The sequence below is a fragment of the Rahnella sp. CG8 genome, from assembly GCF_023701875.1.
Taxonomy (GTDB): Bacteria; Pseudomonadota; Gammaproteobacteria; order Enterobacterales; family Enterobacteriaceae; genus Rahnella; species Rahnella aceris.
On the sequence record NZ_JABAED010000026.1, the window covers coordinates 24546 to 47518 of the forward strand.

General features: G+C 53.3%; 22 protein-coding genes and 1 pseudogene. 16 read left to right on the forward strand and 7 right to left on the reverse strand.

From position 1 onward, the window contains the following. Positions 1-61 precede the first annotated feature (61 nt). Complete coding sequence (ubiC, locus tag HGO41_RS20405) at positions 62-601, forward strand: chorismate lyase (protein WP_121019641.1); 540 nt, start codon at positions 62-64, stop codon at positions 599-601. A 41-nt stretch (positions 602-642) separates the two neighbouring features. Continuing rightward, the gene (ubiA, locus tag HGO41_RS20410) at positions 643-1509 is read left to right on the forward strand and encodes a 4-hydroxybenzoate octaprenyltransferase (RefSeq protein ID WP_041673175.1); all 867 of its coding nucleotides are present in this window, start codon (positions 643-645) and stop codon (positions 1507-1509) included. A 97-nt stretch (positions 1510-1606) separates the two neighbouring features. On the opposite strand, the gene plsB is transcribed toward ubiA, so the two are convergent. Further along, the gene (gene plsB / locus HGO41_RS20415; RefSeq protein ID WP_013577372.1) at positions 1607-4090 is read right to left on the reverse strand and encodes a glycerol-3-phosphate 1-O-acyltransferase PlsB; all 2484 of its coding nucleotides are present in this window, start codon (positions 4088-4090) and stop codon (positions 1607-1609) included. A 117-nt stretch (positions 4091-4207) separates the two neighbouring features. Here plsB and HGO41_RS20420 point away from each other — a divergent pair, with 117 nt between their 5' ends. From HGO41_RS20420 to HGO41_RS20435, 4 genes are all read left to right on the forward strand, one after another. Next, positions 4208-4576, forward strand: a complete 369-nt coding sequence (locus HGO41_RS20420) for a diacylglycerol kinase (RefSeq protein WP_013577371.1) — start codon at positions 4208-4210, stop codon at positions 4574-4576. A gap of 119 nt (positions 4577-4695) precedes the next feature. Beyond that, on the forward strand, positions 4696-5304 hold the full coding sequence (gene lexA / locus HGO41_RS20425) for a transcriptional repressor LexA (RefSeq protein WP_013577370.1): 609 nt from the start codon (positions 4696-4698) through the stop codon (positions 5302-5304). 297 nt (positions 5305-5601) lie between these two features. Next, positions 5602-6966 (forward strand): MATE family efflux transporter DinF, encoded by a 1365-nt coding sequence (gene dinF / locus HGO41_RS20430; RefSeq protein WP_250981340.1) that lies wholly within the window; start codon positions 5602-5604, stop codon positions 6964-6966. A gap of 189 nt (positions 6967-7155) precedes the next feature. After that, a complete protein-coding gene (locus HGO41_RS20435; protein ID WP_013577368.1) occupies positions 7156-7365 on the forward strand; it encodes a CsbD family protein in 210 nt (69 codons plus the stop codon). Positions 7366-7523: 158 nt separating this feature from the next. On the opposite strand, the gene zur is transcribed toward HGO41_RS20435, so the two are convergent. Further along, a complete protein-coding gene (gene zur, locus HGO41_RS20440) occupies positions 7524-8033 on the reverse strand; it encodes a zinc uptake transcriptional repressor Zur (RefSeq protein WP_037035116.1) in 510 nt (169 codons plus the stop codon). 262 nt (positions 8034-8295) lie between these two features. On the opposite strand from zur, the gene dusA reads away from it, so the two are divergent. Continuing rightward, entirely contained in the window at positions 8296-9303 is a 1008-nt protein-coding gene (gene dusA, locus HGO41_RS20445) for a tRNA dihydrouridine(20/20a) synthase DusA (RefSeq protein WP_121019643.1), read from the forward strand. Between the two features lie 192 nt (positions 9304-9495). Beyond that, on the forward strand, positions 9496-9732 hold the full coding sequence (pspG, locus tag HGO41_RS20450; RefSeq protein ID WP_013577365.1) for an envelope stress response protein PspG: 237 nt from the start codon (positions 9496-9498) through the stop codon (positions 9730-9732). A 396-nt stretch (positions 9733-10128) separates the two neighbouring features. Here pspG and HGO41_RS20455 read toward each other — a convergent pair whose 3' ends face one another. After that, positions 10129-11112 carry a quinone oxidoreductase gene (locus tag HGO41_RS20455; RefSeq protein WP_112151084.1) on the reverse strand — a complete coding sequence of 328 codons (984 nt, stop codon included), beginning with the start codon at positions 11110-11112 and terminating at the stop codon, positions 10129-10131. 182 nt (positions 11113-11294) lie between these two features. On the opposite strand from HGO41_RS20455, the gene dnaB reads away from it, so the two are divergent. Further along, a complete protein-coding gene (dnaB, locus tag HGO41_RS20460; RefSeq protein WP_013577363.1) occupies positions 11295-12701 on the forward strand; it encodes a replicative DNA helicase in 1407 nt (468 codons plus the stop codon). A gap of 186 nt (positions 12702-12887) precedes the next feature. Further along, a complete protein-coding gene (gene alr / locus HGO41_RS20465) occupies positions 12888-13967 on the forward strand; it encodes an alanine racemase (RefSeq protein ID WP_037034958.1) in 1080 nt (359 codons plus the stop codon). Between the two features lie 3 nt (positions 13968-13970). On the opposite strand, the gene HGO41_RS20470 is transcribed toward alr, so the two are convergent. Further along, the gene (locus HGO41_RS20470) at positions 13971-14750 is read right to left on the reverse strand and encodes a transporter substrate-binding domain-containing protein (RefSeq protein ID WP_013577361.1); all 780 of its coding nucleotides are present in this window, start codon (positions 14748-14750) and stop codon (positions 13971-13973) included. A 133-nt stretch (positions 14751-14883) separates the two neighbouring features. Between HGO41_RS20470 and HGO41_RS20475 the strand changes: the two genes are divergently transcribed. Together HGO41_RS20475 and HGO41_RS20480 are read left to right on the forward strand one after the other, a co-directional pair. Next, positions 14884-15348 (forward strand): Lrp/AsnC family transcriptional regulator, encoded by a 465-nt coding sequence (locus tag HGO41_RS20475; RefSeq protein ID WP_013577360.1) that lies wholly within the window; start codon positions 14884-14886, stop codon positions 15346-15348. Between the two features lie 245 nt (positions 15349-15593). Beyond that, a complete protein-coding gene (locus tag HGO41_RS20480) occupies positions 15594-16226 on the forward strand; it encodes a YitT family protein (RefSeq protein WP_013577359.1) in 633 nt (210 codons plus the stop codon). Positions 16227-16320: 94 nt separating this feature from the next. Here HGO41_RS20480 and HGO41_RS20485 read toward each other — a convergent pair. Further along, positions 16321-16491: pseudogene (locus tag HGO41_RS20485) on the reverse strand (SDR family NAD(P)-dependent oxidoreductase); the annotation flags it as partial. Positions 16492-16716: 225 nt separating this feature from the next. On the opposite strand from HGO41_RS20485, the gene HGO41_RS20490 reads away from it, so the two are divergent. Next, complete coding sequence (locus HGO41_RS20490; RefSeq protein WP_112151104.1) at positions 16717-17910, forward strand: amino acid aminotransferase; 1194 nt, start codon at positions 16717-16719, stop codon at positions 17908-17910. 103 nt (positions 17911-18013) lie between these two features. On the opposite strand, the gene HGO41_RS20495 is transcribed toward HGO41_RS20490, so the two are convergent. Beyond that, on the reverse strand, positions 18014-18799 hold the full coding sequence (locus tag HGO41_RS20495) for a DeoR/GlpR family DNA-binding transcription regulator (RefSeq protein ID WP_241916854.1): 786 nt from the start codon (positions 18797-18799) through the stop codon (positions 18014-18016). 36 nt (positions 18800-18835) lie between these two features. Continuing rightward, positions 18836-19732 carry a sugar kinase gene (locus tag HGO41_RS20500; RefSeq protein ID WP_241916855.1) on the reverse strand — a complete coding sequence of 299 codons (897 nt, stop codon included), beginning with the start codon at positions 19730-19732 and terminating at the stop codon, positions 18836-18838. A 171-nt stretch (positions 19733-19903) separates the two neighbouring features. On the opposite strand from HGO41_RS20500, the gene yihU reads away from it, so the two are divergent. From yihU to yihS, 3 genes are read left to right on the forward strand one after another with little or no spacing between them, the layout of a single operon-like run. Continuing rightward, a complete protein-coding gene (gene yihU / locus HGO41_RS20505; protein WP_013577354.1) occupies positions 19904-20800 on the forward strand; it encodes a sulfolactaldehyde 3-reductase in 897 nt (298 codons plus the stop codon). 22 nt (positions 20801-20822) lie between these two features. Then, positions 20823-21701, forward strand: a complete 879-nt coding sequence (gene yihT, locus HGO41_RS20510; RefSeq protein ID WP_013577353.1) for a sulfofructosephosphate aldolase — start codon at positions 20823-20825, stop codon at positions 21699-21701. A gap of 15 nt (positions 21702-21716) precedes the next feature. Continuing rightward, positions 21717-22958, forward strand: coding sequence for a sulfoquinovose isomerase (gene yihS / locus HGO41_RS20515; protein ID WP_112197678.1), 1242 nt, complete (start codon positions 21717-21719; stop codon positions 22956-22958). Positions 22959-22973 lie beyond the last annotated feature (15 nt).

Genomic DNA, 22973 nt, shown 5'->3' on the forward strand with positions numbered 1-22973 from the left:
CGCTAGAATGCGAGGCAGATAATTCATTGGAGGTATGAATGCCTTCATTACGGAGCCGTTGATGTCTGATCCCCATTCCCCCGAACCATCCCCGATCCACTGGTTTGACGACCCTTCGCAGGTGCCTGCGGATGTGGCTGACTGGCTGATGGAAATGGGGTCCATGACCCGCCGGTTTGAAAAGCAGGGTGTTACCGTCACCGTGAAACCGCAAAATGAATGTTTTGTCAGTCGCGAAGAACTGGGTGAAAGCGAAGCACAGCAGTTGCCGGAAAGTGCCCGTTACTGGATCCGCGAAATCGTGCTGTTTGGCGATGCCGAACCCTGGCTGCTGGGGCGCACGGTCATTCCTGAAGAAACGCTGACCGGGCCGGATCTGGCGCTGGTCGATTTAGGCACGGTGCCGCTGGGGCGCTATCTGTTTAGCGGGAACAACTTGTCCCGCGATTACATTCATTTAGGCCAGTTACACAGTGAGCAGGGAGAATTATGGGCGCGCCGTTCCCGCCTGCGTTTGTCTGATAAGCCGTTGCTGCTGACCGAAATTTTCCTCCCGGATTCGCCGGTTCACCGCCCTGAGGGTAAAGTGAGCAAGGTATGAGTCAGACTAATCAACAAGGAGAACAGAGAGTGTCAGGAAGTATGACGCAGGGCACATGGCGTGATTACTGCCGCCTGATGCGCATTGATAAGCCGATTGGCTCACTGCTGCTGTTGTGGCCAACGTTATGGGCACTGTGGGTCGCGGGAGGGGGAATGCCGTCTGCGAAGATTTTGCTGGTCTTCGTGCTGGGCGTGTTCTTCATGCGTGCCGCCGGTTGCGTGGTGAATGACTACGCTGACCGTAAGTTTGATGGTCACGTAAAACGCACCGCTCACCGGCCATTGCCGAGCGGGGCGATCACCGGCAAGCAGGCGAAAATATTATTCGCCGGACTGGTGCTGGTGTCATTCCTGCTGGTTCTGCTGCTTAACCGCATGACCATTTGGCTGTCTCTGGCCGGACTGGCGCTGGCATGGATTTATCCGTTCATGAAGCGCGTCAGCCATCTGCCGCAGGTGGTTTTGGGCGCGGCGTTTGGCTGGGCAATTCCGATGGCGTATGCCGCTGTGAGCGAAAGTGTGCCGCTTAGCTGCTGGTTAATGTTCGTGGCAAATATCTGCTGGACGGTGGCTTACGATACGCAATACGCGATGGTCGATCGTGACGATGATTTGAAGATCGGCGTGAAATCGACAGCGATTCTGTTTGGTCGTTTTGACACGCTGATCATCGGCCTGCTGCAACTGGCAACGCTGATCCTGATGGGGATTGTCGGTTATCTTTCCCAGCTCAGCGCACCGTTTTACTGGTCGTTGCTGCTGGCTGCTGCGCTGTTTGTGCATCAGCAAAAGCTGATTGCTAAACGTGAACGTGATGCCTGTTTCCTGGCTTTCCGCCAGAACAATTATGTCGGGCTGGTGTTGTTCCTCGGTATTCTGATGAGCCTGTCAGGCTTCAATTTCTAAGTAAGTTAGCCTGCGCGACAACAATTAAAAACGCCCGGACTCTGTAAAAAGTCCGGGCGTTTTGTTTTTTTAATCTGATGTCTGGCGCTAATACGGGTTAATGATCGGTATCGCGTACATCCATCTTCGGTTCAGCCGGTGGCTCCGTTGCTTGCGGCAGCTCAGAAGGCATTCCCGCACTCTCGATAGTTAGCTTGATATCCGGTGTCATCAGGTCGCTGAGCATGAGGTAAATCTCACGCGTTTGTTCCTGAATGGCATCGCCGGTGTCACTGATATAGCCTTCTGCGCGCAGTGTGCCGACCAGCGTCGAGAACACAGCTTTATCGAAGAATTCAGGGGCATTGATACCGTGCAGCACGGATAAACGCTGCGCCATAATCCGGCTCTCTTTTTCCAGTGCACCGCGGTTGATGCTTGGGTTATTGGTGAGCAGGGAGAAGGTAATCGCGTAACGTTGCAGCGTTTCACGTACACCAGCCGCCAGCAACTGGAGGGTGCGGATACGGGCCGGATTAAGTGTCAGCTCATCATCTTCAAGGTGAATGATTTGCTGACGCGCCAGTTCCAGCGTCAGAACATCCAGCACTTGTGGCAGCTCAGGCGTATCGAAATGCATAAACAGTTCGGCTTTGAGCATCGGATAAATCAGTTCGACCTGATGCAGTAATTCCGCGCGGCTGACCTGGCGGTGGTGCATCACAATGCTTGAAATCAGTGATGGCAACACCAGCATATGATGGATGTTGTTGCGGTAATACGTCATCAGCACGGCCTGTTCGCGAGGCAGAACGATGATGTCGCCAATGTTGTCTTTCTCAACCTGGAACTTATTCATGTTCAGCGCGTGATCAAGCAACTGGTCAGCGGTCAGATCAGGCACCGTCGAATCCGCGTTGTAAGGCACGTTACGCAGCAATTGCAGATAACAGTCGATTTGCTCGGTCAGCTGTTCGCGTGTCAGTGAACGCTGACGGGAGGCCAGCAGCGCGGTACAACACAAGTTCATGGCATTGGCTGCCGCTGAATTGTTGATGCGCACCATGATCTGTTCTGCCAAATCCTGCACTGTCGGCGTCAGCCAGCTTGGACGTTGTGCTTCGATCGGGTCGATGGCTTCACGCCAGGTTGGCACGTTCTGGTTCAGGTAAGTGGTCAGATGCAGCGGCTCACCGAAGTTCACGTAACCCTGGCCGAGGTTACGCAGCTTGCGCAGCCCGTTCAGCATCTGTGTCAGGCTTTCTTTCTCTTTGGTCGCACCGCGTAATTCTTTCGCGTACGTACCCACTTCCATGACGTGCTCATAACCGATGTAAATCGGTACCAGCGTAATCGGACGTGAACCGCCGCGCAGCATGGCCTGAATGGTCATGGCCAGCGTGCCCGTTTTCGGCTCCAGCAGACGCCCGGTTCGCGAACGCCCCCCTTCCACAAAGTATTCCACCGAATAACCGCGGCTGAACAGTTCGCCCAGATATTCACGGAAAACCGTCGAATAGAGCTTGTTGCCTTTAAAGGTTCGACGAATAAAGAACGCACCCAGACGGCGGAAAATCGGGCCAGCCGGCCAGAAATTCAGGTTGATACCGGCGGCAATATGCGGCGGTACCAGACCCTGATGATAGAGCACGTAAGACAGCAGCAGATAGTCCATGTGGCTGCGGTGGCAAGGCACATACACAATTTCCTGACCGTCCAGCGCTAACTGGCGTACACGCTCGGCATTATTAACGTTGATGCCTTTGTACAAACGGTTCCACGTCCAGCTCAGCACACGGTCAGAGAGGCGCACGGCTTCATAAGAGAAGTCAGCGGCAATCTCTTCCATCAGGGCGATGGCGTTTTGTTGGGCTTTTTCGTGGGAAATTTTCTTGCTGCGGGCTTCGTCTTCAATCGCTTTCTCAATGGCTTTTGAGGCCAGCAATTTATTGAATAAATCCTGACGTGCCGGAAGGCGCGGACCAACCGCAGCCAGACGCTGACGGGAGAAATGCATCCGCGCCACACGTGCCAGTTTTTGAGCAATCGTCTTATCTGTGCCGTGTTCCGTCGCCATATAACGCAGGGAAACGGTATTGGAGAAACGGACGAAACTGTCCCGCCCCAGCCACAGCACAGCGAAAAATTTCTGGATACCGTTCAGCACGCGCAGATGCGGCGTGTCGTCCTGACCTTCACGGCCCGGTGCACGACCAAACATTACCGACACCGGCAACATCTGAATGTCTAAATCCGGATTATTGCGGTGCAAATCAAGGTAGTCGTGGAACAGCTTTACGGACTCCTGCTTCGGCGTGTAATAAGAGAATACGCGCGGGCCTTCGGCTATAAAGACATGGCTTGGTAGCAGGGTGCCGTCAATTTCCAGCGGAATAAGAGGATCAGGCAGATTCTGCGCCAGACATTGCGCACGCAACGTCAGCAAATCGGCTTTGGAATTATAAGGTAATACGTACAAAATCGGCCGCGTCGGGTCTAAATGCAACTCGGTAACCGGATCTGAAGGTATGACCTTGCTCTTTACCAGCAATGAGAGTGGTAAATTCAATAATGTGTAATAAAGTCTACGCCAACCTGACATAAAAACGTGAAGCCTCTTGTTAGCAATTTCGCCGCAAGGATACCAGAAAGATCCGTGGAGATCTGTGGTCATATAAAAGCTAAAATGCTGCAAACACTCTAAGGATCAGTACCCGAAATGGCGAACCAAGTCACCGGATTTACCCGAATTTATAAAGCGGCCGGCTATTCCTGGAAAGGATTCAAAGCGGCATGGCAAAACGAAGCGGCATTTCGCCAGGAGGCCAGCGTCGCTATCCCGTTAATTTTGCTATCTTTCTGGCTTGATGTCAGCACCATTGAACGTATCCTGCTGGTGGGATCCGTCGTGCTGGTCTGTGTCACGGAGTTGCTCAACAGCGCGGTGGAATGTGCAATAGACCGCATCGGGCCTGAGTTTCATGTGCTTTCCGGTCGCGCAAAAGATATCGGCTCTGCTGCCGTACTTCTGACCATCATATTGGCGATTTTTGTCTGGGTCAGCATCTTTTGGTCGCGATGGTTCTGATTTGGAATCTGCATTCCAGGAATCAACGTTATGCCCTGTTTTTATTCAATCTTAGGTTTTCATTGACCGTTTAGCTGTATATACTCACAGCAAGACTGTATAAACAACCAGGGGGCGGAATGAAAGCTTTAACGACCAGACAACAAGAGGTCTACGACCTTATTCGCGATCATATCTCCACCACCGGTATGCCACCAACCCGCGCAGAGATTGCATCACGTCTGGGGTTCCGTTCTCCCAATGCGGCGGAAGAGCATCTTAAAGCGCTGGCGCGTAAAGGTGTTATTGAGATTGTTTCCGGTGCATCACGCGGCATTCGTCTGCTGATGGAAGAAGAAGAAGGTTTACCGCTGATTGGCCGCGTTGCCGCCGGTGAACCGCTGCTGGCGCAGCAACATATCGAAGGGCACTATCAGATCGATCCGGCAATGTTTAAGCCGAGCGCCGATTTCCTGCTGCGTGTCAGCGGTATGTCGATGCGTGATATTGGTATCCTTGACGGCGATCTGCTGGCCGTGCATAAAACGCAAGACGTGCGTAATGGTCAGGTTGTGGTGGCCCGTATCGATGATGAGGTCACCGTGAAACGCCTGAAAAAACAAGGCAGTGTGGTGCAGTTATTGCCTGAGAACAGCGAGTTTCAGCCGATCGTGGTGGATTTGCGCGAGCAGAATTTCAGCATTGAAGGCTTAGCCGTAGGTGTTATCCGCAACGGCGACTGGATCTGACCTTCGTACTTCGAGCTATCTCTGCGTTGGCTGCCTTCGCGAACCCCGGTCACATATTTGTGTATGCTCCCGGCGTTCGCTTAGTTGCCGCCTTGATATAACTCGAATTACTCGGTCAGATATGACTAAGTCAGAAATTGCTGTGTCAGATAGACAAGACTAAAACTAATTGAATATGGATGGCGGCCGCCTCTGGCATCCATGTGAATTCAAAGAGAAATGCGTTTCTCTCATCATCGCCCCTTTCGGGGCGATGTCATTTTAGGCATAACCTGAACCTCCGGCATGAGATTCTCTATGCAACATCATTCCCTGCGACACACACTCAAAAACACCTTTTTAAGCCCTGCCGATAAAGCGCTCTGGATGCTGGCATTGCCGATGATTTTTTCCAATATCACGGTGCCGCTCCTCGGCCTGGTGGATACCGCAGTGATCGGTCATCTCGACAGCCCGGATTATCTCGGCGGCGTGGCTGTGGGTTCGATGATCACCACTTTCCTTTTTATGCTCTTACTGTTTCTGCGGATGAGTACCACCGGCATGACCGCTCAGGCGCTGGGCGCGAAAGATAATCAGCTTCTGGCGCGTGCTTTTGTACAACCCTTCCTTCTGGCTGTACTGGCGGGCGTCATTATTGTGGTATTCCGTCATCCGCTGATGGAGCTGGCGTTTCACATTGTCGGCGGCAGCCAGCCCGTGCTTGAACAGGCGAGGCTGTTTATCGAAATCCGCTGGTTCAGCGCCCCGGCTTCACTGGCGAATCTGGTGATCCTCGGGTGGTTGCTCGGCATTCAGTACGTTCGCGGGCCGGTGATTTTGCTGATTGCCGGGAATTTGCTGAATATCATTCTGGATCTGTGGCTGGTGATCGGGCTGGGCTGGAACGTGCGTGGCGCAGCCATGGCGACGGCAAGCTCCGAGTATTTCACGCTACTCATCGGGCTGTATTTCGTCTGGCGGGTGATGAAACGACGCGGTATCACCGGCGCAGAAATCACCTCCGCGTGGCGTGGTAATTTGCGCCGTCTTCTCGGGCTTAACCGCGACATCATGCTGCGCTCATTACTGTTGCAGCTTTGCTTTGCATCGCTGACCGTTCTGGGCGCGCGGCTGGGCAGCCACATTGTGGCGGTCAACGCCGTGTTGATGAACCTGCTGACATTTACCGCGTTTGCACTTGACGGTTTTGCTTATGCTATCGAAGCGCATTCCGGTGAGGCATTCGGTGCCCGCAACCGCGAAAAACTGCTGAATGTCTGGCATGCCGCGTGTCGTCAGGCCGGGCTGGTTGCGCTGTTTTTTGCTCTGGTTTACGCGCTGGCGGGTGGGGCGATCATTGATGCGCTGACATCATTACCGGAATTGCGTGAGCTGGCGGACCGATATCTTGGCTGGCAAATTATACTGCCGCTGGTGGCTGTCTGGTGCTATTTGCTTGATGGCATGTTTATCGGCGCAACGCGTGGGCGGGATATGCGAAACAGCATGCTGGCGGCGGCGCTGGGGTTCGGGCTGACATTGTTCACTTTACCGCTGCTGGGCAATCATGCGTTGTGGCTGGCGCTGACGGTATTCCTCGGGTTACGCGGGATTTCACTGGGCTGGATATGGCGTCGTTACTGGCGGCATGACACATGGTTTTCGTCTCCGTCGCACTGATTTTTCAGCTATTTTCAAAGAAATAAGCGCAGCTTTGTCGTTATTTCATGCTTTAGATTAATCCTAATAGTGGTTTTTATCCCTGTTTAGGGAGGATTAATCGAGATTCTCTACTAACCTTTAAAGTGTTAAGGACGAGCTGCAAGACGAAATGCAGTTCATAAAACCCAAGGTAACAGGAGATATTTTATGAATAAGGACCAAGCCGACGGTAACTGGAAGCAGTTCAAAGGGAAAGTGAAAGAACAATGGGGCAAACTGACTGATGACGACCTGACAGTGGTTGAAGGTAAACGTGATCAGTTAGTCGGTAAAATTCAGGAGCGTTACGGCTATCAAAAAGATCAGGCCGAGAAAGAGCTCAATGAATGGGAAACCAAAAACAAATATCACTGGTAAGACGCGACTCCCCCTCGCGTGCCAGTGACGTATCCTGAGATTTAGCTGCTCCTACCCGGAACGCTTCAGGATACGGGTACACGGATGTACCCAACCTCTTCTCTGTACAAAACATCCCCCTCTTACGAGTCACCTTCAAGACCTTAAAACCCGATCATTCAGCGTTTTTTCACCACAATACTGTGGTCGTGATCGCAATGGTCATGGCTGTCACAGGTTTCTACTACTTTGCACTCTGCACATAAGCCATGCGCTTCAACGACGGAATGGCGAAGCTCAAATCCGGATTCTAATGACAGTTTTGCCAGACGCTCTTCAATGCCGTCGGTGGTTTTTTCGGTAACTAACCCGCAGCGGTCGCAGATAAACAACGCAGAAGTATGACTCGGCTCTTCAAAATGATGGCAGAGAACATAGCTGTTTGCGGATTCAACACGGTGAATAAATCCCTGTTCCAGCAGAAAATCCAGCGCCCGGTAAACGGTCGGTGGTTTCGCCTGAGGTTCGCTTACGCGCAATAGATCCAGCAAGTCATAGGCGCTGATCGCACCGGGTTGTTGCGTCATCAGGCGCAGTACTTCCAGCCGCTGCGGCGTCAGGCGAACATTGCGCTGCTGGCAAAGTTCTTCAGCTTGTGAAAGTAATTTTTCCGGATTATTCAGGGTCATAGCAACGGTCTCTGAGCGCAGATTGGAATGAATAGGCCACATCATGCGACCACCGATGATTTTATCATGCTTGCACCAAAACGACGAATTATGCGCCATTCAGATGTGATGCAACGTCGGCATCCGCCTGCTCAGCGGCACAAGATGCCGAATCTTTGTTCTGTGGTATAATCAGCGATTACCTTCCCTCTGGCGCGAAGCGGGGGGAGCGTCACGAACCCCTTCAGCGAATGTCAGGCCGATGTCAGAAACTCAACACGTAATGCCCCAGACCACTCCCTTTTCCGCCCAGCGTTTTTCCGTTGCGCCGATGCTCGACTGGACCGATCGCCACTGCCGCCATTTTCACCGGCTGATGACCGGCCAGACGTTGCTGTATACCGAAATGGTCACGACCGGCGCCATTATTCACGGCAAAGGGGATTATCTCGGGTTTGGCGATGCAGAACATCCGGTGTCTTTGCAGCTTGGTGGCAGCAATCCGGCTGATCTGGCGCATTGCGCAAAACGGGCGGAAGAACGTGGTTATGACGAAATTAACCTCAACGTCGGTTGCCCGTCAGATCGCGTGCAGAACGGCATGTTTGGTGCCTGTCTGATGGGTCAGGCGTCGCTGGTGGCTGACTGCATCAAAGCCATGCGCGACGTAGTCTCAATTCCGGTCACGGTTAAAACGCGAATCGGTATTGACGATCAGGACAGCTACGAATTTCTGTGTGATTTCATCCGTCAGGTTTCAGAAAACGGCGGTTGCGATACCTTCATTATTCATGCGCGTAAAGCCTGGCTTTCGGGCCTCAGTCCGAAAGAAAATCGTGAAATTCCGCCGCTGGATTACCCGCGCGTATATCAGCTCAAGCGTGATTTCCCGCACCTGACCCTGGCAATTAACGGCGGTATCAAAACCCTCGAAGAAGCCAAAACGCACCTGCAATATATGGATGGCGTGATGGTGGGGCGTGAGGCTTACCAGAATCCGGGCCTGTTGCTGAATGTGGATCGCGAGCTGTTCGGCTCTGATGCGCCGCTGAAAACCGGGCCGGATATTATCCGCGCGCTGTATCCGTATATCGAAGCGGAACTGAGCAAAGGTACTTACCTCGGTCACATCACCCGCCATATTCTTGGTCTGTTCCAGGGGGTGCCGGGCGCGCGTCAGTTCCGTCGTCATCTGAGTGAGAATGCGCATAAAGCCGGCGCGGGCATTGATGTGGTCGAACAGGCGTTGCAGATGGTTGCTCAGCCGCAGGAAGTGGTGGCGCAGGCATAAAAACAGGGTGAGTAAAATCGCTATCTGTTAGTCAAATTTACTATCTTTTCGCAGGCCATTCGTGCCTGCGAATTATTTTTTCCTTATCATTCAATCAATTATTTATCCCATCACACTGGCATGTTTCTTGTAATGGTTAATGCGTGTTTGGACGCTACGTCTTATCGCACATGGCTTATTAAGGAGCACCCGATGCTGGAAATTCTCTTCGTGCTTGGTTTTTTCTTTATGCTGATGCTGACCGGCATTTCTTTACTGGGTATGGTTGCGGCGCTGGTCGTGGCATTTGCTCTGATGATGTTGGGTGGGTTTTTGGCGATTGTTGTAAAAATGTTGCCGTGGCTGCTTTTGGCCGTGCTTGCGGTCTGGATTTACCGGACATTTTTCCGGCCTGATGAGCCAAAATACCGTCGCCGTCGCTTGCCATAATAACAGCTTCACTTTATCGGTTTCCGTAACTGCATGAAATGATGGGGATTGCTGACCGTATTCTGAGCGCAAAAAAATGTAACCGTTGCAGTGATAACTTTTGCTTATGTGCTAGCGATCACAAGCTGGGTCAGAATGTGCGGTCAAAATGCATAAATCATATTTTTTAACATGGGTGACTGTTAGGATGGAATTCATTGGCAGCCAGCAGGCTGTAAACCGAATTCATCAAGTCCGCTGAGGCACACAATAGTCGCTTAAGTGACATCGCCCTGTGGATTTACCCGGCAGTACCCTACAGCAGTACCCGTCTGAAATCAGAGGTCGTCTGAGTCAGGCAGTAAAAAAGGCTTTCACAACTGTGAAAGCCTTTTTTGCATTGGTTCAGGGAAACTTTTATGGGATGAGCAGACTTGAACCCTGTGTCACGCGGCTTTCCAGCGTTTCATGCGCGCGTTTTGCCTCGGACAGTGGGAATTTCTGCGCGTCACTGACATCCACTTTTATCGCGCCACTGGCGATCATTGAGAACAGCTCGCTGCTCGCCTCCAGCAGTTCTTCACGGTTAGTCACGTAACCATTCAGGGAAGGGCGCGTCACAAACAGCGAACCTTTTTGATTGAGTATCGCCAGATCCACACCTTTTACCGGGCCGGACGCATTGCCGAAACTGACCAGTAAACCGCGACGTTTCAGGCTGTTTAACGATTTTTCAAAGGTATCTTTGCCGACGGAATCGTAAACCACACCGACTTTTTCGCCGTTCGTCAGTTCCGCCACGCGGGTCGCGATATCTTCTTTCTGGTAGTTAATGGTTTCCCATGCACCGGCCTGTCTGGCGCGTTCGGCTTTTTCATCAGAGCCCACGGTGCCAATCAGTTTTACGCCCAGCGCTTTCGCCCACTGGCAGGCAATCAGGCCTACGCCACCGGCTGCGGCATGGAAAAGAATGGTTTCACCGGCCTGTACTTCATGGGTTTTGCGCAGTAAATAATAAACTGTCAGCCCTTTAAGGAAGGAGGCTGCGGCCTGCTCAAAGCTTATCGCGTCCGGCAAAAGGGCGATTTTTTCCTGTGGTACGTTATGGAATTCGCTGTAAGCGCCGGGCGCGGATTGTGCGTAAACCACACGATCGCCAGGTTTGATGTCCGTTACGCCACTACCGACTTTACTGACTATGCCTGCCGCTTCCGTGCCTAAACCCGCCGGAAAACTGGCCGGTGCGTACAGACCGCTGCGCACATAAGTATCGATATAGTTGATACCGATGGCTTTATTCTCGACCTGGACTTCGTCTGCCTGCGGATCTTGTGGCTGATAATCAACGTATTGCAGAACGTCCGGGGTGCCTGTTTCAGAAAACTGGATGCGCTTTGCCATGTTTTTTCCTCGTGATGGAGTCTGATTTCAACCCTAGGCTAAATGTCAGGGACAATCCAGATTTTCGGCACTAAGGGTTAATACCCTTTTGAAATGGTTTATACTGTCGCGCGAGTCAGGCTCCGATTTTTGGAAACCCGACGCTCATAAAACAGGCGCTTAGAGCAGGAAATAATCCACAGATGGCAGCAAAAAAACCGACCAATCAACAGAACGAAAACCGCGATCGCCAGATGGAAGGGTTGAAACTTCCGCCGCATTCGCTGGAAGCTGAACAATCCGTTCTGGGCGGGCTGATGCTGGATAACGAACGCTGGGATAATGTGGCCGAACGGGTGGTCAGCAATGACTTCTTCAGCCGCCCGCACCGCCTGATTTTTACCGAAATGCAGCGTTTGCTGGAAATGAGCAAACCAATCGACCTGATCACGCTTTCCGAATCGCTGGAACAGAAAGGCGATCTGGATTCCGTCGGCGGTTTTGCGTATCTGGCAGAGCTCTCTAAAAACACCCCCAGTGCGGCGAACATCGGCGCTTACGCTGACATTGTGCGCGAACGTGCTGTTGTCCGGGAAATGATCTCCGTCGCCAATGAAATTGCCGACGCGGGCTATGATCCGCAAGGTCGCAGCAGCGAAGACCTGCTGGACTTAGCCGAATCCCGCGTATTCCAGATTGCCGAAAGCCGCGCCAGTAAAGACGAAGGTCCAAAAAGTATCGACCGTATTCTGGAAAGCACGGTCTCCCGTATCGAAGAGCTGTTCCAGCGCCCGCATGACGGCGTAACCGGCGTTTCAACCGGCTATGCTGACCTCGACAAGAAAACCGCAGGCTTGCAAAAATCTGACCTGATCATCGTGGCGGCGCGTCCGTCGATGGGTAAAACCACTTTTGCGATGAACCTCGCAGAAAATGCCGCGATGATGCAGGATAAACCGGTCTTAATCTTCAGCCTTGAGATGCCCGGCGACCAGATCATGATGCGTATGCTGGCGTCGCTTTCGCGCGTCGACCAGACCAAAATCCGTACCGGCCAGCTCGATGATGAAGACTGGGCACGTATTTCCAGCACCATGGGGATTCTGCTCGAAAAACGTAACATGTATATCGATGATTCGTCCGGGCTGACGCCAACCGAAGTTCGTTCGCGTGCGCGACGTATCTTCCGTGAGCACGGCGGCCTGAGCCTGATCATGATCGACTACCTCCAGCTGATGCGCGTTCCGGCGTTGTCTGATAACCGTACGCTGGAAATTGCCGAAATCTCCCGCTCGCTCAAAGCGCTGGCGAAAGAATTGCAGGTGCCGGTGGTGGCGCTGTCGCAGCTTAACCGAAGCCTGGAGCAACGTGCGGATAAACGCCCGGTCAACTCCGACTTACGTGAATCCGGCTCCATCGAGCAGGACGCCGACTTAATCATGTTCATCTATCGTGATGAGGTCTATCACGATAACAGTGAAGAAAAAGGCATCGCGCAAATCATCCTCGGTAAACAACGTAACGGCCCGATCGGTACCGTCCGCCTGACCTTTAACGGTCAGTGGTCGCGGTTTGATAACTATGGCGGCCCGCAATACGACGAAGACTAGTGCGGAGCTAGCTTACTTGCCATTTTGAACCCGGGCAGTGCTCACTTTTTTTGGAAAGATTGGCTCACGTACTTTGTGTACGCTCCGGTTTTTCCGCGCTGGCCGTGTCCAAACTGGCCGCGACGCTGACGCCCCTAAGCATTAGCGGTTAGGTTAACACTCTCAAATTCATGCAAAGGACTTAAAATGAAAGCGGCTACGGCTGTCATTGATCGCCGCGCTCTGCGACACAATCTGCAACGGGTGCGTCATCTGGCGCCACAAAGTCGTCTGGTTGCGGTAGTGAAAGCAAACGCTTATGGGCACGGTCTGCTGGAGACGGTGCATAGCTTGCAGGACGCTGATTATTACGGCGTTTCCCGGCTTAGCGAAGCGCTGATGCTGCGTAAAGCCGGTGTGGTAAAACCCATCCTCCTGCTCGAAGGTTTTTTCTCCGCCAGCGAATTACCGTTGCTGATTGAACATCAGCTTGATACTGCTGTTCACAGCCTCGAACAGCTTGATGCGCTGGAAAGTGCTGACCTCGCGCGTCCGCTGAATGTCTGGCTGAAAATCGATACCGGGATGCACCGTTTGGGCGTTCATCCGGCACAGGCCGATGCATTTTATCAGCGTCTGAGTGCCTGCAAAAACGTGGTTCAGCCGGTCAATATGATGAGCCATTTCTGCCGCGCGGACGAACCGGAAAGCGACGCGACACCGAAACAGCTGAACTGTTTTAATGAATTTGCCGAAGGCAAGCCGGGACAAAAATCTATTGCGGCTTCCGGCGGTATTTTGTTGTGGCCGGAATCGCATATGAACCTGGTCCGCCCCGGCATTATTTTGTACGGCGTGTCGCCAATGGAAACCGGTACAGCCAGCGATTTTGGGCTGCAACCGGCAATGACACTGACTTCCAGCCTGATCGCCGTGCGTGAACATATTGCCGGTGAGCCGGTCGGTTATGGCAGCACCTGGGTCAGCAACCGTGATACCCGTCTGGGCGTGGTGGCGATGGGGTATGGCGACGGTTATCCGCGCAGTGCGCCGAACGGCACGCCGGTTTTGGTCAATGGTCGGGAAGTGCCGGTTGCCGGGCGTGTGTCGATGGATATGATCACTGTCGATTTAGGGCCAGATGCGACCGATAAGGTCGGCGATGAAGTGATTTTCTGGGGCGGGAAATTACCGGTTGAGCGCATTGCGCAGGCAACCGGTATCAGTGCTTATGAGCTGATTACCCAGCTCAGCGAGCGCGTCGCCCGCGTTTATATTGGCGACTAAATCTTACTTTTTCACGGCCAGCCACTGGCTGACGATCTTCTGATATTCACCAGTGGCTTTGCTCAGGTGCAGCCACTGGTCGACATACATCTTCCAGCTCACGTCATCACGCGGCAGCATGTAAGCCTTTTCGCCATATTGCAGCGGCTTCTTCGGGTTTACCGCACAGAGTTTCGGGTAATGTTTCTGCTGAAACAGCGCTTCCGAAGCATCCGTAATCATCACATCCGCTTTCTTATCCACCAGCTTCTGGAAGATGGTCACGTTATCGCTCAGGGTCAGCGTGCCTTTTGGCAGATGGCTGTGTACGAAGGCTTCATTGGTACCGCCTGCCGGTTCAATCAGGCGCACGGAGGCACGGTTTAACTGCTCAACCGTCTGGTACTGACGCACATTTTCGCAGCGCACCAGGGGGATTTTGCCGTCCTGATCCAGTACGTTGGCAAACCAGGCTTTTTGCTGGCGTTTCAGCGTGACCGAAATCCCGCCCATCGCGATATCACAATGCCCTGCGCTCATTTCGTCCGGCAGAGATTTCCAGGTGACCGGTACCCAGTTCACTTTCACATCCAGACTCGCCGCCAGCGATTCCGCCATTGCAATATCAATGCCTTCATACTCACCGTTTTCTTTCAAAAATGTATACGGTTTATAGTCGCCGGTGGTGCAGACATTCAGCGAGCCTTTCTGTAATACGCGTTCAAGGCGTGAAGATGCCGGCTCTGCTTTTGCGAGACCGGGCAAAACTGACAGCAAAACGAGAGAGTAGAATACTTTTTTCATTATTTTTCCTTGCGTTTAAATCATGCGCAAGTATAAGAAAAAACGGCCGAAAAGTATTTATAACTGGTTATAGTGGGAATGTTTTTTGCAATAAGAATCCACATATAAAAATTAAAGCGACAGGAACACTGCCATGTACAGCATTGACGATTACGATCTGAAAATTCTGACCTTATTACAAACCAACGGAAGACTGACTAACCAAGAATTAAGCGAGCTGGTCGGACTGTCCGCATCACAGTGTTCACGCCGCCGGATTGGTCTGGAACAGGCACAACTCATTCTCGGCTATCATGCCCGTCTGGCACCGGAAGCCCTCGACTTAGGCATGATTGGTCTGATTGAAGTCAGGCTTATCAATCATTTGCCCGCACAGGTCGATGCATTTCACAGCATGCTGGGCGAAGTCGATTCCATTATTGATGCCTATAAAACCACTGGCGATGCGGATTATTTGCTGAAAGTTGCGGTGAAAGATTTAGCCGGTTTAAGCATGTTGATCAGCCAAATTCTGTCAGTCCATAAAAGTGTCGCCCACGTAAAAACATCGGTAGTGCTTAACCGTTTAAAAGAAAACGGCTTATTGACGCTGAGCTGAGAAAAATAAGGGCGTATTTCAGGTGCACTGTTTGGGTGATTTATTTTGGTGCAGACTCACTTTAATGGTGCAATATTTTGAATTAATATGCGTGATCTGTGCATGTAAAGAATAATTAACGCGTCATAAAATCTTATTTTCGATTTTTAATGCAAATTCTATGCGTGAATATTGCCTTAACTCTCCATCTCATTAATTATCTCAAAATCAGTCTTTAGTATTATTATTTTGAGGTACAGGGAATTATGGCAAGTGTAGACGACATCAAACAGCCGGTTGAGCAGCCGCGCATCGGGCACACGCTGGTTGAAGATGCGCTGGCGATCATTATCGGTACGCTGATGGTCTCTTTTGGTGTGGTGATGTTGCGTCAGGTCGGCGCACTGACCGGCGGCACGGCGGGAATGGCGTTTCTGGCGCATTACGTGACGCAGGTATCATTCGGTACGGCCTTTTTTATCATCAACTTACCTTTTTATTACCTCTCTTTTCGTCGCATGGGTTTGCAGTTCACACTGAAAACTTTTGCTGCAGTCGCGCTGGTTTCCGTGTTTTCTGATTTGCATCCGCTGTTTGTTCATTTCGATCATCTTCAGCCGTTTTACGCCACGCTGTTTGCCAACGTGATTATGGGCATCGGCTTCATTGTGCTGTTCCGCCACAAAGCCAGTCTGGGCGGCGTGAACATTCTGGCGCTGTTCCTGCAGGACAAATACGGCATCCGAGCCGGTAAACTGCAAATGGGTGTGGACTGCTGCATCGTGCTGGCATCGCTGTTTGTCGTCAGCCTTGAAATGCTGATTGCTTCGGTGCTGGGCGCGGTGATCGTCAACCTGATCATTGCGATGAATCACCGTCCGGGGCGCTACAGCGTCTGACGAAATGGATAAAAAAATGGCGCAGGGGACTGCGCCATTTTTATGAATGAACCGGCAAGTGTTACGCGCCGAAACCGCCGTCAATCGTCAGATTTGCGCCGGTGATATACCCCGCTTCAGGGCCGGAAATTTCTTCAGAAGAAACGTAGGTGAAGGCCACGCTGGCGCCTTCGCGGGCCAGACGCTGAACGATGGCGGCACCGATGCCGCGTGAACCGCCCTGAACGAAAGCGGCTTTACCTTGCAGTGAGTGTTGAGTTGTCATTGGTTTGCTCCGGGAAGAATGAGATGTCCATTTGATCGTAGTTGATGTGAGCGGATCAGCATCTCAGGCGAACGGACGGTTTGATACGCAATGAGTGCCCGAAAATCGACAACATAGTTGTCATCTTTTTTAACGAACTTTGATAGTCTGTGAAACAGTTGCGATGCGCCGGGTTGCCGGATGTGGATCGCAGCGCCACTTAACCAAACCAAGGAGATGTATACCGTGTTCCAACATGTCGATGCCTATGCCGGTGACCCGATTTTGTCGCTGATGGAAAGCTTCAAGACCGATCCGAGACAAGATAAGGTAAACCTGAGCATCGGTCTTTATTACGACGAGCAGGGTATTATTCCGCAACTGGCGGCAGTGGAAAATGCAGAGCAACAACTGAACGCCGGGCCACAGGCCGCGTCAGTCTATCTGCCAATGGAAGGTCTGCCCGCATACCGCGCAGGCATTCAGGAATTGCTGTTTGGTGCCGATCATCCGGCGCTGAAACAACAGCGTATTGCGACCATTCAGACCGTCGGCGGTTCCGGCGCACTGAAAGTCGGTGCTGATTTCCTGAAGTTTTATTTCCCGAATTCAGAAGTTTACGTGAGCGACCCGACCTGGGAAAACCACGTGGCTATCTTTGCAGGCGCAGGCTTCAAAGTGCATACCTATCCGTACTTTGACCCGGAGACGCTGGGGGTAAATTTCCCGGCGATGATTGACCGCCTGAAAACCTTGCCAGCGCAAAGCATTGTGCTGCTGCACCCTTGCTGCCACAACCCGACCGGTTCTGACCTGACGCCAGCGCAGTGGGATCAGGTGATTGAAATCACCAAACAGCGTGAGCTGATCCCGTTCCTCGACATCGCTTATCAGGGCTTTGGTGCGGGCATTGACGATGACGCTTACGCCATCCGGGCGATGGCTGCGGCAGGTGTGAACTGTTTCGTCAGCAACTCCTTCTCGAAAATCTTCTCCCTGTACGGCGAACGCGTCGGTGGTCTGTCTGTGGTCTGTGAAGACAGCGATGCGGCGGGACGTGTACTGGGGCAACTGAAAGCCACCGTGCGCCGTAACTACTCCAGCCCGCCAAGCTTCGGCGCAAAAGTAGTGGCGAAAGTCCTGAGCGACAGCGCGCTGAATGCCCAGTGGAAAGCCGAAGTCGAGCAAATGCGTACCCGTATTCTCGAAATGCGCCACACGCTGGTCGACAGTCTGAAAACCGCCTTGCCGGGCCGTAATTTTGACTACCTGCTGCAACAGCGCGGGATGTTCAGCTACACCGGTTTCAGCGAAGCGCAGGTTGTCCGTCTGCGTGAGGAATTTGGCGTTTACCTGATACTCAGCGGCCGCGTCTGCATGGCCGGTCTGAATCACCACAATGTGAAGCAAGTGGCTGAGGCTTTCGCCGCGGTTCAGTAAATCCCCGTCATACTTCGGGCTGCGTGAGCTTACCGCCTTCCCGCAACCCGAATTATTTAGGGGATAAGATGTTGATTAAGGCCGACAGAAATGTCGGCCTTTTTTATTCCGCGGTACTGACTTTTATCACTTCGACCTGATGGTTTTTCAGCACCTTGAGCAATCCGGCGGGCGGAAGTTCGTCGGTGAACAGCGCCGTGGCCTGTGAGACATTGCCGATTTCGACCGCCGCTGAGGCATGATATTTGGTGTGGTCAGCAGCCAGCAGGATATGGCGTGAATGCGCCATCATGGTTTTCACCACGCTGGCCTCGTTGACATCGAACTCCAGCAGGGCACCGTCACTTTCAATTGCGCCGACGCTGGTCACCAGATAGTCGGCACGAAAGCCGGCGACAAAAGCCGTGGCCTCCGGGCCGATAATGCCACCATTATGCGGGCGCAGCGTGCCGCCAGGCACCATCACCTCAAAGCGCGGGTTCTTATACAAAATATGCGCGACGCGCAGACAATTGGTGATAATCCGCAGCCGGTTATGATTGAGCAGCGAATGCGCGACCTGCTCGACTGTGGTGCCAATGGTGATAAACACCGTTGAGCCGTCGGGGATGTAATCGGCGATGGATTCCGCAATGGCTTTTTTCTCTTCCGTCCAGGAAATCTCACGCTGCTCAAAGGCAGTATTGACCACACTTGAGGCCCGCCCCGCGCCACCGTGATGGCGCGTGATCAGCCCCTGATCGCTGAGCTTGCGGATATCGCGGCGGGCGGTTTGGGTCGAGACATCCAGTAACGCCGCCAGTTCTTCAATGTTCATGTAACCACGCTCGGCAATCAATGCGAGCAGTTGATCGTGGCGCGGATTACCGGTCAGTTCAGTAAGACTCATGGATACATCCTTTAAAATGAGCGTCTGAGTCGTATTCTATACAGAAAGTGACAAAAAAGACCGGGCCTGATCACAGTCAGGTATCCCCGCACGGCCACCCGGCCGGGTACATTTCAGTGCAGCAACACCGCTGGCAAAGCGCACGGCTTCGGCGGGCGACGCTCCCTGAGCCAGACTGACCGCCAGTGCGCCGTGAAAAACATCCCCTGCGCCGGTGGTGTCCACTACGTTGACGGCAAAACCCGGCTGATGATGCAAACGGTCATTTTCCAGCCAGAGACAACCTTGCCCGCCCTGCGTGACATACACATGACCATTTGTGAGCGTTTGGGCGTTAACTAACGCAGCACCGGCGTCCGTTTTTCCGGTCAGCCGCTGCAAACCGGGTGCGGAAAAGGCGCTGTGGTCGCTTAACGCCACCAGTTCGGCGATATCCTGTGGCGTCACATCGGCATCCAGCACGGTGAGCACACCGGACTGGCGCGCCAGGGTAAACGCCTGCTTCGCGCCGTCATGCCAGCGCACATCAGCCAGCACTACATCCCACTGGGAAAAGTCGATGGCTTGTAACCACTCGGCGGAAACGGGTAAATCCGGGCTGGGATAATTGATGATGATCCGCTCACCTTTGTTGTCCACCAGAATGGCGGATTGCGAAGAACGGGCCTGCTCAACGCGACGGACATAGCGGGTATTTACCCCCAGGGATTCCAGCTCCGCGAGCAGCCGGTTGCCGGTATCGTCATCGCCCACGCGACCAATAAAGTCCACCTGTGCGCCCAGTCTGGCCGCCGCCACCGCAGCCGTGGCCGCCGGACCGCCACCCACTTCATGATATTTTTCAGCGACATACTTCCCTCCTTCCGCAGGCAGTTCTTCAACGTAATAGATCCGGTCCATCACGGTAATTCCGACACAGGCGATACGAATCATGGCTATTCCTTAAGCGTGTTTTGATGGGGTTATTTTAATTTAGCGAATTGTTAAAAAAGTGATGGCTGTCAATTTTTTGACCTTAAATTACAAATACGATCAAAAAACGACAAACACAGACACCGCTGATTATCAAAAGTGACATGCCTGATCAGCACAAAGGAGAGACGGATGGCAAACGTGGCATTTATTGGTCTGGGGCAAATGGGCGCTCCGATGGCGGCCAATCTGATTAAACAGGGACACCGGTTAGCGGTGTTCGATCTCAACCCGCAGACGGTTAACTCACTGATACAACAGGGGGCAACGGGCAGCAAGAGCGCGGCAGAAGCGGCGGCGGGCGCAGAATTTGTCATTACTATGCTGCCCAACGGCGATCTGGTAAGTGAGGTTTTATTTGGCCGTGATGGTATTTGCGAAACCCTGAGCCCGTCCGCGCTGGTTATTGATATGTCGACTATCCATCCGTTACAGACCGACAAGCTGATTGCGCAGATGCATGAAAAAGGTTTCAGCATGATGGATGTGCCGGTGGGCAGAACCTCTGATCACGCAGTGGCCGGTACCTTACTGCTACTGGCAGGCGGCACGGCAGAACAGGTTGAGCGCGCGAGGCCAGTGTTGATGGCGATGGGCTCGGAGCTGATTAATGCGGGCGGGCCGGGCAAAGGCATCCGCGTCAAGCTGATCAATAACTACATGAGTATCGCCCTGAATGCGCTCTCCGCCGAAGCCGCCGTGCTGTGCGAAGCGCTGGATCTCTCTTTTGATGTGGCGCTGCAGGTAATGAGCGGCACCCCGGCCGGAAAAGGTCACTTCACCACCTCATGGCCGAACAAAGTGCTGAAAGGTGATTTGTCACCGGCCTTCATGATTGACCTCGCCCATAAAGACCTCGGTATCGCGCTGGACGTCGCTAATCAGCTGCATGTGCCGATGCCGCTCGGTGCGGCTTCCCGCGAAGTGTACAACCAGGCGCGTGCCGCCGGGCGCGGGCGTCAGGACTGGACCGCCATTCTTGAGCAGGTGCGCACCAGCGCCGGTCTGGCTCAGAAAACACATCCGTAACGCATTAACCAAGGAAAGTTAAATGACCCATTACAGCCTTAACGATATCACCCGTCCGTCCGGCGGCTTCGCCATGCTGGCGGTCGATCAGCGTGAAGCGATGCGCTTAATGTTCGCGGCAGCCGGCGCGAAAGCCCCGGTCGCCGATCAGGTGCTGACTGATTTTAAAGTCAATGCCGCGCGGATTTTATCGCCGTACGCCTCCGCGATTCTGGTCGATCAGCAGTTCTGTTACCGCCAGATTGTTGAGCAACAGGCCATCGCGAAAAGCTGCGCCATGATTGTCGCGGCAGACGAATTTATTCCGGGCAACGGCATTCCGGTGGACAGCGTGGTGATCGATAAAAATGTCGATCCGCAACAGGTCCGGGAAAACGGCGGTAAGGCGCTGAAATTACTGGTGCTGTGGCGCAGCGATGAAGATCCGCAGCAACGTCTGGCGATGGTGAAGGAATTTAATCAGCGCTGCCATGCACACGGGCTGCTGAGCATTATCGAGCCGGTGGTCAGGCCGCCGCGCCGTGGCGATAAATTTGACCGCGAGCAGGCGATTATCGATGCCGCAAAAGAACTCGGCGACAGCGGCGCTGATCTTTATAAAGTCGAAATGCCACTCAGCGGGCGCGGTACGCAGGCTGAACTGCTACGTGCATCGCAACACCTCAATGAACATATTCATATGCCGTGGGTGATCCTCTCCTCCGGTGTTGATGAAAAACTCTTCCCGCGCGCGGTCAGCGTCGCCATGACGGCGGGCGCGTCCGGTTTCCTCGCAGGCCGTGCGGTCTGGTCATCCGTGGTCGGTTTACCTGATACCGAACTCATGCTCAGGGATGTTTCCGCGCCGAAATTACAGCGCCTGGGCGACATTGTGGACGAGATGATGGCGCGCCGCCGCTAACGAAAGGAGTGGAAAATGAAATGGTTTAACACGTTGAGCCACCACCGCTGGCTTGAGCAGGAAACCGACCGGATCTTCGATTTTGGCAAAAATGCCGCTGTGGCCACCGGCTTTGGCTGGCTGGGCAATAACGGCCAGGTCCGGGCAGAGATGGGCACCCATTTGTGGATCACTGCCCGCATGCTGCACGTCTATTCCGTTGCCGCAGGCATGGGCCGTCCCGGTGCGTATGCGCTGGTGGATCACGGCATCCGTGCCCTCAACGGCGCGCTGGCGGATAAACAATACGGCGGCTGGTACGCCTGCGTAAATGATGAAGGCGTGGTGGATGCCTCGAAACAAGGTTATCAGCATTTCTTTGTTTTGCTGGGCGCCGCCAGCGCGGTCACCACCGGCCATCCTGAGGCCGGAGCGTTACTCGATCAGGCCATCGGCGTGATCGAAAAGTATTTCTGGAGTGAAGACGAACAGATGTGTCTCGAGTCGTGGGATGAAGCCTTCAGCGAAACCGAAGCCTATCGCGGCGGCAATGCGAATATGCACGCCGTCGAAGCTTTCCTGATTGTTTATGACGTCACGCACGAACGCAAATGGCTGGATCGCGCATTGAGAATTGCCTCGGTCATTATTCATGACGTCGCCCGGCCCGGCGAGTATCGCGTTAATGAACATTTCGATACGCACTGGAACCCGATCCGCGATTACAACAAAGATAATCCGGCGCACCGTTTCCGCGCTTACGGCGGCACGCCGGGGCATTGGATCGAATGGGGACGGCTGATGCTGCATCTGCATGCCGCGCTGGAAGCCCGTTTTGAAACGCCACCAGCCTGGTTGCTGGAGGATGCCAAAGGGCTGTTCCACGCCACCCTCCGCGATGCCTGGGCACCGGATGGCGCAGACGGTTTTGTTTATTCCGTTGACTGGGACGGGAAACCCATCGTGCGTGAACGCGTGCGCTGGCCGGTTGTGGAGGCAATGGGCACCGCGTATGCACTGCACTGCGTGACCGGCGAGGCGCAATACGAAACCTGGTATCAGACCTGGTGGGATTACTGCGTGAAATACCTGATGGACTACGAAAATGGTTCTTGGTGGCAGGAGCTGGACACTGACAACAACGTCACCACCAAAGTCTGGGACGGCAAACAGGATATTTATCATCTGCTGCACTGCCTGGTGATCCCGCGTCTGCCGCTGGCACCCGGGCTGGCGCCTGCCGTGGCTGCGGGTCTGCTGGACGTTAATGCAAAATAAAAATCACGGAGACCA